The sequence below is a fragment of the Xanthomonas sp. NCPPB 3582 genome (assembly GCF_041475735.2).
Classification (GTDB): Bacteria; Pseudomonadota; Gammaproteobacteria; order Xanthomonadales; family Xanthomonadaceae; genus Xanthomonas; species Xanthomonas codiaei.
This window is the reverse complement of the sequence record NZ_CM192968.1, coordinates 2,953,688-2,967,827: the sequence shown is the minus strand read 5'-3', so window position 1 is coordinate 2,967,827 and position 14,140 is coordinate 2,953,688. Positions and strand designations below refer to the sequence as shown.

Sequence of the window (14,140 nt, the reverse complement as noted above, 5' to 3'; positions counted from 1 at the left end):
CTGGGCGAGGTCAGGCTGTCGCCTCGGCAGCGGCCTGAAGCCCTCACGACCGCCTGCAGCGCAAACCGGTGGGCGCGGGCGCTTTCCGCTAAAATGCCGGCTTTCCTTTCGTCGTTGCCTTCCGTCCATGCATCTGTCCCTGCTGAAAGCCAAGATCCACCGCGCCACCGTCACCCACTCCGAGCTGAACTACGAGGGCTCGATCGCCATCGACGGCCTGCTGCTGGAAGCGACCGGCATCCGCGAATTCGAACAGGTCCACATCTGGGACGTCACCAACGGTGCGCGCTTCAGCACCTACGCCATCCGCGCCGAAGAGGGCAGCGGCATCATCTCGCTCAACGGCGGCGCCGCGCGTCACGTGCAGGTGGGCGATCTGATCATCGTGGCCGCGTTTGCCAGCATGAGCGAAGACGAAGCCAAGACCTTCAAGCCCAATCTGGTATATGTGGGCGCGAACAACGCGATCTCCCACACCAACCACAGCATCCCCACCCAGGCCGCATGACACACACCAACGGATTCGACGCGCTTCACGCCCACGCCCAGCGCCTGCGCGGCGCTGCCATCCCCGCATTGCTTGCCGCCGAGCCGCAGCGGCCTACGCAGTACGCCAGGCAAGTCGGTCCGTTGTATTTCAATTTCGCGCGACAGAAGTACGATCGCGCCGCGCTCGACGCCTTGTTCGCCATCGCGCGCGAGCGCGATCTGGCAGGCGCGTTCCAGCGCCTGTTCCGTGGCGAGCAGGTCAATGTCACCGAGCAGCGCGCCGCCTTGCATACCGCATTGCGTGGCGATCTGACCGACGCGCCGGTGGCATCGGAGGCGTATGCCACCGCTGCAGAAGTGCGGCAGCGGATGGGTGCGCTGATCCAGCAGCTCGAAGGCACCGACGTCACCGATATCGTCAGTGTCGGCATCGGTGGGTCGGACCTGGGCCCGCGTCTGGTGGCCGATGCACTGCGGCCGGTCTCCGGTGCGCGCTTTCGCGTGCACTTCGTTTCCAACGTCGACGGTGCCGCCATGCAGCGCACCCTGGCGACGCTGGACCCGGCGCGCACCGCCGGCATCCTGATCTCCAAGACCTTCGGCACCCAGGAAACCCTGCTCAACGGCAGCATCCTGCACGCCTGGCTGGGCGGCAGCGAACGCCTGTACGCAGTGAGCGCCAATCCCGAGCGCGCCGCCAAGGCCTTCGACATCGCACCGGGCCGGGTGTTGCCGATGTGGGACTGGGTTGGCGGCCGCTATTCGCTGTGGTCGGCGGTGGGCTTCCCGATCGCGCTGGCGATCGGCTTCGAACGTTTCGAACAATTGCTGGAGGGCGCTGCGCAGTTCGACGCGCATGCGCTCGATACCCCGCTGGAAGAAAACGTTGCGGTGCTGCATGGGCTGACCGCGGTGTGGAACCGCAATCTGCTCGGCAGCGCCACCCATGCGGTGATGACCTACGACCAGCGCCTGGCGCTGTTGCCGGCCTATCTGCAACAGCTGGTGATGGAGAGCCTGGGCAAGCGCGTCAAGCTCGATGGCTCGGCGGTGGACAGCGACACCGTCTCGGTGTGGTGGGGCGGTGCAGGTACCGATGTGCAGCACAGCTTCTTCCAGGCGCTGCACCAAGGCACCAGCGTGGTGCCGGCCGATTTCATCGGCACCGTGCACAACGACGACCCGTATGCGGAAAACCATGTCGCGCTGATGGCCAACGTGTTGGCACAGACCGAGGCGCTGGCCAATGGCCAGGACAGCAGCGACCCGCACCGCAGCTATCCGGGCGGCCGCCCGAGCACGGTGATCCTGCTCGATGCGCTCACCCCGCAGGCGTTGGGCGCGTTGATCTCGATGTACGAGCACAGTGTGTACGTGCAGTCGGTGATGTGGGGCATCAACGCGTTCGACCAGTTCGGTGTGGAACTGGGCAAGCAGCTGGCCAGCCAGTTGCTGCCGGCGCTCAAGGGTGAGTCTGCCGATGTCGCCGACCCGGTGACGCGCGAGCTGCTGGGCAAGCTGCGCGGCTGAGCGCTCGCGCAGTGCTCGTGGCAAGACGACGGGGCCTGCGGGCCCCGTTTCGTTTCGAAATGGCTGGCAGTCGTGCAGCCATTTAGAAATGGCCAAATTTCCCAAAATGGGACGTCAGGAGTACGCTGGTGACCAACACCGCGCACAGGACCGTCTCATGTCTCGCCTCCACGATCTGCCCGAGCTCGAAAAATCGCCCGCCGCCGACATCAAGGTGAAGGGCTGGCCCAGCCTGATGCGCAAGGTGCGCTCGCATGGAGCGGTGGTCATCACCAACCACAATCACCCCGAGGCGGTGGTGGTGGATGCGGAGGAATATCGCCGTTTGGTGAGTCAGGCAAGCGCGTCGGACCAGGCGCTGGCGCGCGCGCAGGCATTGCAGGCGCTGCAGACCCGGTTCGATACGCATCTTGCCGCGCTGAGCGATGGCGCAGCGTTGACCCAGGCGATCGTCCGGCCGGCGCGCCGCGGCAGGAAGGTGAGGCTGGGGCCTTCGCTCTGACCCGTGGGCAACATCCTGGTACTGGCTGGCGTCAACGGCGCCGGCAAGAGTTCACTGCTGGGGCAGATGCTGCAGGAAGACGGCGCCACTTGGTTCAATCCGGACGCGTTCACCCGGCAACTGGTGGAGCAGGGGTGGGCGCAGGACGAGGCGAACGCGCAGGCCTGGCAGGAAGGCGTACGGCGACTGCGCCGGGCCATGGCCGATGGCAGCGATTTCGCATTTGAAACGACGTTGGGCGCGAGGACCATTCCGCGTGTGCTGCGCGAGGCCTGCGCGCAGCACACGGTGGCGGTCTGGTTCTGCGGGCTGGCGACAGTGGACCTGCACCTCCAGCGCGTGGCAGCGCGGGTCGCTGCCGGCGGCCATGCCATTGCTGAGCATAAAATCCGCGAGCGTTACGACGCATCGCGCGCCAACCTGATCGCGTTGCTGCCGCATCTGGCAGTACTGCATGTCTACGACAACAGCGCGCCGGCCGACGCGGTGGGGCAGGCGAGGCCAATGCTCGTGCTGGAACTGGACCGCAGCGGCCTGCACTACCCGCAAACGCCGGCCGAATTGGCGCAGGTGCCCCAGTGGGCCAAGCCCATCGTGATGGCGGCATTGGAAGCGCGCAGCGTGTCTTGACGCGCGTCCGGTCCTGCGAGCGGTGAGGGTGCCATGCGCACGACTCACTCAGCTTCTGACTGTATCCAGACACTGCGACGACGCAACTTCTTGGCTGCTTTTACATCTTGTGCCTGGATGGACTAGACGTTCGGATAGACCCACTGCAGGGCGAATGACTTGCAGCTTGGCTGCAGGGCGCTTGCCCGCCCACCATCACGGGACACGCCGTGAATCCGTCCGTGGAGGCTCTTATGCGGCATCCATGCCGCATAAGGTCCCGCGACGGTGGGCGGGCAAGGACCAGTCGAGATGGTCGGTGTGCATGTTTTTCGATGAAGCAGCCAGCAAACTCTCTGGTGCGGTGTCCTTACCGTTTGCGGGACCCTGTGGCGGCATGGATGCCGCCACGGAGCCTACAGGGACGTACTTGCGGCGTGTCCCGCGAGCGGTAAGGGCACCGCGCTCTCGACCCATCAGGCGTTTGACTGCATCCGAGAGGATGACGACATCCTGCGCAGCGCTGTTCAATGTGGCAGGAAAATCCAGTGGATGCTTCAGTCACTTAGCGATAGGGCCGCGGCTTGGCTGCAAGGCCCTTGCCCGCCCACCATCGCGGGACACGCCGTGAATCCGTCCATGGAGGCTCTTATGCGGCATCCATGCCGCATAAGGTCCCGCGACGGTGGGCGGACAAGGACCAGTCGGGCAGGTCGGTGTGCAAAGTTTCAACACGGCAACGAGTAACCCTGGACCGCGCGACCTGATGTCCTTTGCTCTTCAAAGAACCACCAGCTGACTCTCTGGTGCGGTGTCCTCGCCGATTGGGGGACCTTTGGCGGCACGGATGCCGCCACCGAGTCTACAGGGACGTACTTGCGGCGTGTCCTGCAAGCGATGAGGGTGCCGCGCCCTTGACGCTGCGCGATGGCCATACATCAGCAGGCCCTCATGCAAGCCTCCGTCGCGCAGTGATACGACGGACGAAAGACGATGCCGCTCGCAGCGCCTTGCCAGCACTGCGAGCGACACCATCTGCGCTTACGCCTTGCTCAATTGCACCGCCACCGGGTCGCCAGTGAGATAGCCCACCGCGGCCCCGAAGCGGTCCTTGTAGTTGGCGCGTACCAGCGGATCCAGCGTGGCCTTGACGGTATCGTGCAGCGGGCTTTCCCAGTCGCCTGGATGCTGGAAATTGCTCATGACATAGGTCCAGCCGTGGATCTGGTCCACCGCGTGCAGGCCGGTGGATTCGGCGCCCGCCGGCACCGACAGCAGCCGTGTGAGCGTGCCGTTGTCCACGTGGTAGGCCCACAGGAAATTGTTGACGTGCAGGCTGCTGTCTTCGCCGATGAACAGGGTGCGCAGTGATTCGGAGAACTTGAGGTTGTCCGGGTTGGCCAGCCGCTCGGGGTCGGCCAGATTGCCCAGCGCGTCGGGCTGCGCCAGGTCGTGGCCGGTCAGCGCGGCAGGCGCGGCCATGTCGATCGGCACCCAGTCGCTGTGGATCGGTGCACCGCTGCTGTCGCGGCGCCCGCCGCGCAGGTTCAAGGCATACACCGCACCGGCATCCGGGCCCTCCACTTTCACGTCTCCCGAGCCGTTGCGCATGCTGGTGACGATGTAGGACATGGCCATGTAGGCGATCTTGTCGCGGGCGTTGACGGTGGTGCCTTCGAGCTTGGTGAAGCCCAGGCTGCCGCCGGCCAGCGCGGCATAGCGGTGGGTTTCCAGATAGGTGGCGGCCTTTTCCATGCCCGGCTTGATGCGGATCCAGTTGAAGGTGCCGTTGAACGGGATCTTGGTGAAGCTGGCATCGCCCGGGTCGCTCAGATGCACGTCGAGGATGTCGGCGGCGGTAAGGCGGTCGGCCAGCGCCTGGATCTCGGCGCTGGTGGCGTGGCCCAGCCTGATCCAGCTCAGCGTGGCCGCGCCCGGGCCGACGCCGGAGGTCTGGTGCCACTTGCCGACATACAGGGTGCCAGCGGAAAGGTCCGCCTTGCGGTCGGCGATGAACATGAAAAGTCCGCCATTGGTGGCGTCGTCGCCCATCAGCACGGTGCGTTGATCGGGCATCACCTGCACCAGCTCATGCGAAATGCGGCCCAGGCAGTAGTGCTTGCGCACGCTGCCGGTGCCGTCCGGATGCACGGTGATCTCGGGCAGGTGGCCGTAGTGGTACGGATTGGCCTTTTCCGGGTCGCCGTACAGGTGCGTGCTGTAGCTACGGAACTGGGTATTGCCGGCCAGCGCGGTGGCGTCGGGTTCGTACTCTTCGCTGGACAGGTGGGTATTCCACGGCGACAGGCTGGCGCCGCAGGTGGTCCACAACCCGTGCACTGGCGCGGTGTCGACGTTGTGGTACTTCACCAGCGACAGCTTGCCGGTGGCCGGGTCCTGATCCAGGGTGAGCACGGCGATGGGCGCGGGCAGGTGACGATTGGTGTCGTTGCCGGCCTGGTCGCGGGTGGTGTATTCGAACTGCACCACCGCGAACACGTGGTTGCCCTTGACGCCCGGGACCTTGGCGTTGGGCAGGGTCAGCAGCGAGGAGCCGTCCGGGCAGTCGGAAAAGAACGGGCGTTCGGCACCGGGTTTGGAGCGGTCGATGATGGGGCGGTGCTGGATGTCGTAGTAGCCGCCGGCCAGCACGGTACCGCCCTTGCCGTCGGGCACCTGGTCGCCGGTGACGAAGAACGGGTGGTAGGCCAGCGCATAGCGCTGGTTGGTGCCGTCGCTGCGGGCCACGCTCAGCGACGAGCCCACCGTGGTGGTGGCCATGGCGGCAGGATTGGCCAGGCTGGGGGCAGGCATGCCATGGAAGGTGGCCGACACCAGTCGGGCCGGCGTTTCCGAAGGCCGCAGCGGGCGCGCCGCCAATGCGGCGCTGCCCAGCTGCTGGAGTGCGGCGGCGCTGGCGCTGCCGAGCGGCAACAAAGGAACGGCCGCCATCACTTGCATGAGGCGGCGACGGGTGGGGTCGGGGGAGGCGGACATCGAAACTCCAGGCAAAGGCGACGATCAACGGTGGCGGATACACACCGGCAGGCTGGTCACGCTAGGCTCGGCAGATGACGCTTGTTTGACAGCGAGCTCACCCGTTGGCTTGCGTTGGGATGTGCTGGGCCGGGCAAGCGCCATCGCCCATATGGTCGGCGACGGCTGCGCACTAGGGCGGTCGTCGGGTGGTGCGATGCAGCAAAGTGGGCCTCCGCCCAATCCCAGGCGGCGCGCCGGATTCAGCGAATTTCCGTGGTTTGACAGCAGCTGCCGGTATTCCAAGGCTATAGCTCCGGCCAATAAGTTGGCCGTGATTTGGCATAGGGGCGAGCGCGGTTGACAGGGTAGGGGATTCACGCAAGCGTACGCCGCCTAATGGCCTGCGGCGCACGCAGCGTCGTGGGAGAACCACCCTGGAGACCCGTATCTTGGACATGTTGCTTCGTCGTACCGCCGCGCCCGTCGCGCGTCGCGCGCTCTCTCTGGCCACCGCCGCAGCGGTGCTGATGCTGGCCGCGTGCCAAGGCAAGGACACCGCCTCCGCCGAGGCCGGCAAGACCGCGCCGGCTGCAGCGCCCGCCGAGGCCTCCACCACCATCCATCCGGACCAGTGGCCTTCGCCGAAGTGGCCGTTCGCGCAGGACGCCGCGCTGGAGCAGCGCATCACCGATGTGATGTCCAAGATGAGCGTGGAAGAAAAGGTTGCCCAGACCGTGCAGGGCGACATCGCCAGCCTGACCCCGGACGATGTGCGCAAGTACCGTATCGGCTCGGTATTGGCCGGCGGCAACTCCGATCCGGGCGGCAAGTACAACGCCAGCCCGGCCGAATGGCTGAAGCTGGCCGACGCCTTCTACGAAGCGTCGATGGATACTTCCAAGGGCGGCAACGCGATTCCGATCATCTTCGGTATCGACGCAGTGCACGGCCAGAGCAACATCGTCGGCGCCACCCTGTTCCCGCACAACATCGGCCTGGGCGCCACGCGCAATCCGGAGCTGATCAAGAAGATCGGCGAAGTCACCGCCGCCGAAACCCGCGTCACCGGCATGGAGTGGACCTTCGCGCCCACCGTGGCGGTGCCGCAGGACGACCGCTGGGGCCGTAGCTACGAAGGCTATTCGGAGTCGCCCGACGTGGTGGCCAGCTTCGCCGGCAAGATGGTCGAAGGCGTGCAGGGCACGCCGGGCACGCCGCAGTTCCTGGACGGCAGCCACGTGATTTCGTCGGTGAAGCATTTCGTCGGCGACGGCGGCACCACCGACGGCAAGGACCAGGGCGACACCAAGGTGTCCGAAGCCACCATGCGCGACATCCACGCCGCAGGCTACCCGCCCGCGATTGCGGCCGGTGCGCAGACGGTGATGGCCTCGTTCAACAGCTTCAACGGCGAGAAGATGCACGGCAACAAGGTCATGCTGACCGACGTGCTCAAGGGCCGGATGAACTTCGGCGGCTTCGTGGTCGGCGACTGGAATGGTCATGGGCAGGTCAAGGGCTGCACCAAGGACAACTGCCCGGCCTCGTTCATTGCCGGTGTCGACATGGCGATGGCCGCCGACAGCTGGAAAGGCATCTACGAAACCGAACTGGCCGCAGTGAAATCCGGCCAGATCAGCACCGAGCGCCTGGACGATGCGGTGCGCCGCATCCTGCGCGTCAAGATGCGCCTGGGCCTGTTCGAAGCCGGCAAGCCGTCCAAGCGCCCGCTCGGCGGCAAGTACGAACTGCTGGGTGCGCCCGAGCACCGCGCCATCGCCCGTCAGGCGGTGCGCGAGTCGCTGGTGCTGCTGAAGAACCAGGCCGGCATCCTGCCGCTGGATCCGAAAAAGCGCGTGCTGGTGGTCGGCGATGGCGCCAACGACATGGGCAAGCAGTCCGGCGGCTGGACGCTGAACTGGCAGGGCACCGGCACCAAGCGCAGCGACTACCCCAACGGCAACACCATCTGGGAAGGCCTGGACAAGCAGATCAAGGCCGCCGGCGGCAAGGCCGAGCTGGCAGTCGATGGTGCGTACAAGACCAAGCCCGACGTGGCGGTGGTGGTGTTCGGTGAGAATCCGTACGCCGAATTCCAGGGCGACATCGCCACCCTGCTGTACAAGCCGGGCGACGACAGCGAGCTGGCACTGCTGAAGAAGTTCAAGGCCGACGGCATCCCGGTGGTGGCGGTGTTCCTGAGCGGCCGCCCGCTGTGGATGAACCAGTACATCAACGCGGCCGATGCGTTCGTCGCTGCGTGGCTGCCGGGTTCGGAAGGCGAGGGCATTGCCGACGTGCTGCTGCGCAAGGCCGATGGCAGCGTGCAGAACGACTTCAAGGGCAAGCTCAGCTTCTCCTGGCCCAAGACCGCGGTGCAGTTCGCCAATAACGTGGGCCAGAAGGACTACGACCCGCAGTTCAAGTTCGGCTACGGCCTGACCTACGCCGACAAGGGCGATGTGGCGGCGCTGCCGGAAGAATCCGGCGTGTCCGGCGAGCAGTCGGTGGGCGGGGTGTACTTCGTGCGTGGCAAGCCGGCGCTCGGCATTGCGATGCAGCTGTCCAACGCCGGCCAGGCCAACATGCCGGCAACCACGCTGCCGGTGGGCCTGTCCGATGGCAGCCTGAAGATGACCGCAGTCGATCACAAGGCGCAGGAAGACGCGCGCCGCCTGGTGTGGTCCGGTGCCACGCCGGCCAGCGTGCTGCTGGTGTCCGGCAAGCCGCTGGACGTGTCGCGCGAGAGCAATGGCGATGTGCAGCTGCAGCTGACCGTGCGTCGCGACAGCGCGGTGACGGCGCCGGTATGGCTGGGCGTGGGCTGCGGCGACAAGTGCGGTGGCCGTGTGGACGCGCAGAAAACCCTGGCCGCACTGCCGCAAGGCCAGTGGAAGGTGGTGGGGGTGCCGCTCAAGTGCTTCGCCGCAGCCGGTGCCGACGTGACCAGGCTGACCCAGGTCGCCAGCATCGAGAGCGGCGCGGCGCTGGACCTGTCGGTGTCGAAGGTGGCGCTGGGCGCGCTCAACGAAGCCGAAGTCACGGTGGATTGCCCGGTCAAGTAAGCCGCAGGTCCGCAGGCGTGCCTGCGGGCGATGCGTCGATTCATCGAAACAAGCGCGTCGCCGACATCGGCGACGCAACTCAGCGGCCACCGATCGCGGTGGCGTCATCAGCCGCCGCGGGGGCGGTGTTGTCGATCGGCCGGGATGGCCTGCAGACGCGGTTCGCCGCGCTGCCATTGCGCACCTGTTGCGCGGCGGCGGCATTCTGCAGCCCTGCCTGATCGTCGGCGCATACCCCAGAGCCAGACAGGAGAGTGCAGTGGGTTTGGCGACGTTGGATATCGTGATCGTGCTGGTCTACCTGACCGGCATCTTCGTGCTCGCGCAAGTGGTCTCGCGCGAGAAGGCAGGCCACAGCAAGAGTGCCGAGGATTACTTCCTGGCCAGCAAGTCGTTGCCGTGGTGGGCGATCGGCGCGTCGCTGATCGCCGCAAACATTTCCGCCGAGCAGATCATCGGCATGGCCGGGTCCGGCTATGCCATCGGTCTTGCGATCGCCTCCTACGAATGGATGGCGGCGTTGACGCTGCTGATCGTCGGCAAGTTCTTCCTGCCGATCTTCCTGCGCAACGGCATCTACACCATGCCGCAGTTCCTGGAGCAGCGCTACGGCAAGTGGATCCGCACGCTGATGGCGGTGTTCTGGCTGCTGCTGTACGTGTTCGTCAACCTCACCTCGATCCTGTGGCTGGGGTCGATCGCGGTCAGCCAGGTCACCGGCATGGACCAGACCCTGGCGCTGGCGCTGATCGGCGTGTTCGCGCTGGTCTATCAGCTGTATGGCGGCCTGAAGGCGGTGGCGCTGACCGACATCGTGCAGGTCACGCTGCTGGTGCTGGGCGGGCTGCTGGTGGCCGGGCTGACGCTGGCGCGGATCGGCGATGGCGGCGGCGTGCTGGCCGGCTTCCAGCATCTGTGGAGTGCGCACCCCGAGCACTTCCACATGATCCTGAGCAAGGACAACCCGTTCTACAAGGATCTGCCGGGCCTGAGCGTGCTGCTGGGCGGGCTGTGGATCATGAACATCAGCTACTGGGGTTTCAACCAGTACATCATCCAGCGCGCGCTGGCGGCCAAGAACATCGGCGAGGCGCAGAAGGGCATGGTGTTCGCCGCGTTCCTGAAACTGCTGATGCCGCTGGTGATCGTGGTGCCCGGCATCGCCGCGGTGGTGCTGGCGCCGGACCTGGCCAAGCCCGACCAGGCCTATCCGACCATGATGCAGCTGCTGCCCACCGGCATCCTGGGCCTGGTGTTCGCTGCGCTGGTGGCGGCGATCGTGGCCTCGCTGGCCTCGAAGATCAACTCGGTGGCGACCATCTTCACCCTGGATTTCTACGCCAAGTTCCGTCCGCACACCGAGCAGAAGACGCTGGTGCGCGTGGGCCGCATCGTGGCCGCGGTGTCGGTGCTGATCGGCATCCTCACCGCGCGGCCGTTGCTGGGCAACTTCGACCAGGGTTTCCAGTTCATCCAGGAATTCACCGGCTTCTTCACCCCGGGCGTGGTGGTGATCTTCATGCTCGGCCTGTTCTGGAAGCGCGCCAACGAAGCCGGCGCACTGACCGCGGCGATCGGCTCGGTGGTGTTGTCGTTCGCGCTCAAGTTCGCGTGGCCGGAACTGCCGTTCATGGACCGCATCGGGGTGGTGTTCCTGGCCGCGCTGGTGCTGGCGGTGCTGGTCTCGCTGATGACGCCGGCCACGCAGGCGCGCGACCTGATCCGTACCGACGATGTGGCCTATGGCACCACCCTGGGCTTCAAGCTCGGCGCGGCCGGCGTGATCGCGATCCTGATCGTGCTGTATACGGTGTTCTGGTAGAAACGCACAGCGCCACTGTGCGTTCGCGTCGGTAGGCGCTCGCAACGTCTTCTGTGGCATCGCACGCAAACGCGCCGACGGGCAGCCCGAAAGAGGCTGCCCGCTCGGCGGCCGATGCGCTCTTGCGCATGCGGTTTACTGCCGGCGGACGCTTTTGGTCAACGGGCACAGACACCTCGTGGCTGAAGAAGCCGGTAGAGCGGCACGGACCGTGCGGACAAGCGGCCTTGTACACGTTGTGCATGAGGCTTCCGAGGCGCCTCCGTTCCCGTCTGGCGGTTGCCCACAGCTTGTGGGCCGTTCTTGCAGTTTCTAATGGCGTCCCTGTTACAGTGCGCTCATGGCGGCTGGCGCCACTTATGACGGCAAGACTGTGCAGCAGGACGGGACGCCCAAGGGTATCAATCTGCCGCGGATGGGATTGCAGACCAAAACGGCTGCCAATCCTCACATGCAAATTGCGGGCTTGCATCCAGTCTTGACGTGAGGATTAGGCTATTGCAGAGATTGCGGGCTGGATTGCGCTGTTAAACCGAGAAAGAAAAAAGCCATCCGAGTGCTGATGTGCTGACCTTGATGCTTGATACATCAAATAAGAGGGTTACGACTTTATGTCGGAACAGCTAGTCAATGCGCATCTCAAGTGCTTTGCATTGCAGGTGCCGGGTGGACTGCCGGATTTAATCTGGCACTACGCCAGGCCGGTGTCCAAGGTGAAAGCGTCAAAGGCGCGCTGGCTTGCGCTGTCGTGCGTCTTGGCCATGACCGCCTGCGCGACCGCTTCGGAGTCACCGCAATCTGCCAAGGAGACCACCACGATGCATCCGGTTGCCAGTACCCAGAATCCGACACTCGGCGCCGACGAGATCGGCAAGCGGTTCCTGAAGCTGATCGAGGGGCTGGGATCACGCGACGACTTGAGCGTGGAGCGGATCAAGGATGTTACGGGAATCACATTGTCCTACGTGCCAAAGGGTGAACATTATTCGTACAGCCAGGCGCTTGGGGATGGGTGGTATTACATGCTTTGGTACATCCCCGAATCCGGCTCGTTGAAGAATGGTGCCAGCCTCATGTTCATCAACTCGAAGGAAGAGTTTGGCGACATGACGCCGGTGTGCGCACTTGATTTCGATCATTACCATAATGTTTTGGTCGCCATGGGGTTCCTGGTCGAGCCGAATTATGGGGAAATTGGCGAGCTGCGAAGCTGGCATTACACGAAGTTCAAGAAGAGCGATGGGACGGTGGATATGACACTGTCGATCATTCCGCAGAACGTGATTGCGGGGAAGGCCGGGCGCTTGTGCGTCAAATCCATCGGCACTTTGAATTGAAATTGATCGTCTAAGGAGGGCAGTTGCATGACGAGTCCGAATCCTCAACTCGAAGCCGCCCTGGCGCATTTTGTCGCGCAGCCAGGCACCACGCTGGCGCAGGAGGCGCAGCTGCGTGCAGCGGTACTCGCCGATGCTGCCCGGCTCAACCAGCAGGCCGCGTCCGGGCAACTCAAGGGTTTTGCGTTGGAGGTGCCGGGCGGCTCGCCCAACCTGACCGGCAGTTACGACAAGGCCACGGGTGTGGTGACGATTCCGGCTGCGAGTTTCCAGCCCAGCGGCAGCGCAGCGAGTAGCGATCTGAAGGCGGTGATCGGGCTGCAGGGCATGAGTGTCGATTTTGCCTACAGGACCTGGCAGGACCCTGCCGGGCAAACGCACACTGTGGATCAGGACATGGTGAGCAATCTGCAGGCCACTTTGAATGGTTCGCCGGTGCTTGCGGCGCAGATCAAGCAGGCGGTAGGCCAGGGGCATGTGCAGCACATCAGCCTACTGGGCAACAGCATGGCAGCCGGCGCCACCTACGACGGCAATACCGTGCAGCAGGACGGCACGCCAAGGGGGATCAATCGGCCGTCGCTGGGGTTGCAAGCCGCTAGCGACCAACTTAACTACGCTGCGTTGGATATGCCGGTCAGTGCGCCAGGCCTGATTTCCCGTCATGCTGGATATGGCAAACTGACAAGATCAACGGCGCGATGGCTTGCGCTATCGTGCGCGTTAGCGCTGTCTGCCTGCGCATCCGCTGCCGAACGGCGCCCACCTGCCAAAGAGACCACCACCATGCAGCCGGTTGCCACCACCGAGAATCCGACACTCAGCGCCGGAGAGATCGGTAAGCGTTTTTTGAAGTTGATTGAGGGGTTGGAATCGCGCAACGACCTAAGTTTGAACCTTGTTCGAGAATCAATGGGGCTGAAGTTTTCGGCTATTCCTGGTGATGAAAGCCACTATGTTGCAGAAGCGAGTCTCGGCTCAAATTGGAGTTATATTGTTGGGTACCTTGAAGAAACCAAATCAAACCAAAAATCGGTGTATTTGGATTTTAGGAATTCCGTAGCACGTTTTGCAAATATGACGCAGATCTGTGAAATTGACTTCAATTATTACCATAATGCCCTTAAGGCAATGGAGTTTGTCGACCACCCGACCTATGGTGAAATTGGCCAACTGGAGGACTGGCGTTACACAAAATTTAAAAAGAGTGATGGAACCGTAGATATGACACTTTTGATTATTCCGCAGGATTTGATTGTCGGCGATTCTGACCGTCTTTGCGTTAGGTCCATTCGTATGTTAAACGGCCGTTAATCGGCCCAGGGGGGTGACCACATGGCTAATCCAAATCCGCAACTCGAAGCCGCCCTGGCGCATTTTGTCGCGCAGCCAGGCACCACGCTGGCGCAGGAGGCGCAGCTGCGTGCGGTAGTACGCGCGGATGCTGCACGGCTTAACCAGCAGGCTGCGTCTGGCCAGCTCAAGGGCTTTGCGTTGGAGGTGCCGGGTGGTGCGCCCAACTTGACCGGTAGTTACGACAAGGCCACAGGTGTTGTGACGATTCCTATTGCGAGCTTCCAGCCCAGCGGCAGCGCAGCGAGCGGCGATCTGAAGGCGGTGGTCGGGCTGCAGGGAATGAGCGTCGACTTTGCCCATAAGACCTGGCAGGACGGGGCCGGTCAGACGCGCACCGTCGATCAGGACATGGTGCGCAATCTGCAGGCCACATTGAACGGTTCGCCGGTGCTGGCGGCGCAGATCAAGCAGGCGGTGGGCCAGGGGCATGTGCAGCACTTCAGCCTGCTGG

10 protein-coding genes are annotated in these 14,140 nt (G+C 64.1%); 8 read left to right on the top strand and 2 right to left on the bottom strand.

Annotated features, from left to right (window positions below; translation table 11 throughout):
- Positions 1-127: 127 nt before the first annotated feature.
- The 4 genes from panD to ACCQ05_RS12450 all read left to right on the top strand — a co-directional run bounded on the left by panD (position 128) and on the right by ACCQ05_RS12450 (position 3,151).
- Positions 128-508: an aspartate 1-decarboxylase gene (panD, locus tag ACCQ05_RS12465; protein WP_104540474.1), complete on the top strand. Its 381-nt coding sequence runs from the start codon at positions 128-130 to the stop codon at positions 506-508.
- Positions 505-2,019, top strand: a complete 1,515-nt coding sequence (gene pgi, locus ACCQ05_RS12460; protein ID WP_372390581.1) for a glucose-6-phosphate isomerase — start codon at positions 505-507, stop codon at positions 2,017-2,019. The genes panD and pgi overlap by 4 nt, the downstream gene beginning before the upstream one ends.
- 157 nt (positions 2,020-2,176) lie before the next feature.
- On the top strand, positions 2,177-2,521 hold the full coding sequence (locus ACCQ05_RS12455) for a type II toxin-antitoxin system prevent-host-death family antitoxin (protein ID WP_372394071.1): 345 nt from the start codon (positions 2,177-2,179) through the stop codon (positions 2,519-2,521).
- Between the two features lie 3 nt (positions 2,522-2,524).
- Positions 2,525-3,151, top strand: a complete 627-nt coding sequence (locus ACCQ05_RS12450; protein WP_372390579.1) for an ATPase — start codon at positions 2,525-2,527, stop codon at positions 3,149-3,151.
- 1,020 nt (positions 3,152-4,171) lie between these two features.
- Here ACCQ05_RS12450 and ACCQ05_RS12445 read toward each other — a convergent pair.
- On the bottom strand, positions 4,172-6,127 hold the full coding sequence (locus ACCQ05_RS12445; RefSeq protein WP_228962099.1) for a PhoX family protein: 1,956 nt from the start codon (positions 6,125-6,127) through the stop codon (positions 4,172-4,174).
- Between the two features lie 431 nt (positions 6,128-6,558).
- On the opposite strand from ACCQ05_RS12445, the gene ACCQ05_RS12440 reads away from it, so the two are divergent.
- The 4 genes from ACCQ05_RS12440 to ACCQ05_RS12425 all read left to right on the top strand — a co-directional run bounded on the left by ACCQ05_RS12440 (position 6,559) and on the right by ACCQ05_RS12425 (position 13,647).
- Positions 6,559-9,174: a glycoside hydrolase family 3 protein gene (locus ACCQ05_RS12440; protein ID WP_372390577.1), complete on the top strand. Its 2,616-nt coding sequence runs from the start codon at positions 6,559-6,561 to the stop codon at positions 9,172-9,174.
- A 259-nt stretch (positions 9,175-9,433) separates the two neighbouring features.
- The gene (locus tag ACCQ05_RS12435) at positions 9,434-10,996 is read left to right on the top strand and encodes a sodium/sugar symporter (protein ID WP_104540481.1); all 1,563 of its coding nucleotides are present in this window, start codon (positions 9,434-9,436) and stop codon (positions 10,994-10,996) included.
- 611 nt (positions 10,997-11,607) lie between these two features.
- Positions 11,608-12,333 carry a hypothetical protein gene (locus ACCQ05_RS12430; protein ID WP_372390575.1) on the top strand — a complete coding sequence of 242 codons (726 nt, stop codon included), beginning with the start codon at positions 11,608-11,610 and terminating at the stop codon, positions 12,331-12,333.
- 27 nt (positions 12,334-12,360) lie between these two features.
- Entirely contained in the window at positions 12,361-13,647 is a 1,287-nt protein-coding gene (locus ACCQ05_RS12425; protein WP_372390573.1) for a hypothetical protein, read from the top strand.
- Here the strand turns inward: ACCQ05_RS12425 and ACCQ05_RS12420 are convergent.
- Positions 13,633-14,118: a hypothetical protein gene (locus tag ACCQ05_RS12420; protein ID WP_372390571.1), complete on the bottom strand. Its 486-nt coding sequence runs from the start codon at positions 14,116-14,118 to the stop codon at positions 13,633-13,635. The genes ACCQ05_RS12425 and ACCQ05_RS12420 overlap by 15 nt on opposite strands.
- Positions 14,119-14,140: the final 22 nt, after the last annotated feature.

What these genes read in the sequence shown, in the direction of transcription:
- panD (WP_104540474.1), top strand. Translation starts at nt 128, where the DNA reads ATGCATCTGTCCCTGCTGAAAGCCAAGATCCACCGCGCCACCGTCACC.
- pgi (WP_372390581.1), top strand. Translation starts at nt 505, where the DNA reads ATGACACACACCAACGGATTCGACGCGCTTCACGCCCACGCCCAGCGC.
- ACCQ05_RS12455 (WP_372394071.1), top strand. Translation starts at nt 2,177, where the DNA reads ATGTCTCGCCTCCACGATCTGCCCGAGCTCGAAAAATCGCCCGCCGCC.
- ACCQ05_RS12445 (WP_228962099.1), bottom strand. Translation starts at nt 6,127, where the DNA reads ATGTCCGCCTCCCCCGACCCCACCCGTCGCCGCCTCATGCAAGTGATG.
- ACCQ05_RS12430 (WP_372390575.1), top strand. Translation starts at nt 11,608, where the DNA reads ATGTCGGAACAGCTAGTCAATGCGCATCTCAAGTGCTTTGCATTGCAG.
- ACCQ05_RS12425 (WP_372390573.1), top strand. Translation starts at nt 12,361, where the DNA reads ATGACGAGTCCGAATCCTCAACTCGAAGCCGCCCTGGCGCATTTTGTC.
- ACCQ05_RS12420 (WP_372390571.1), bottom strand. Translation starts at nt 14,118, where the DNA reads ATGCCCCTGGCCCACCGCCTGCTTGATCTGCGCCGCCAGCACCGGCGA.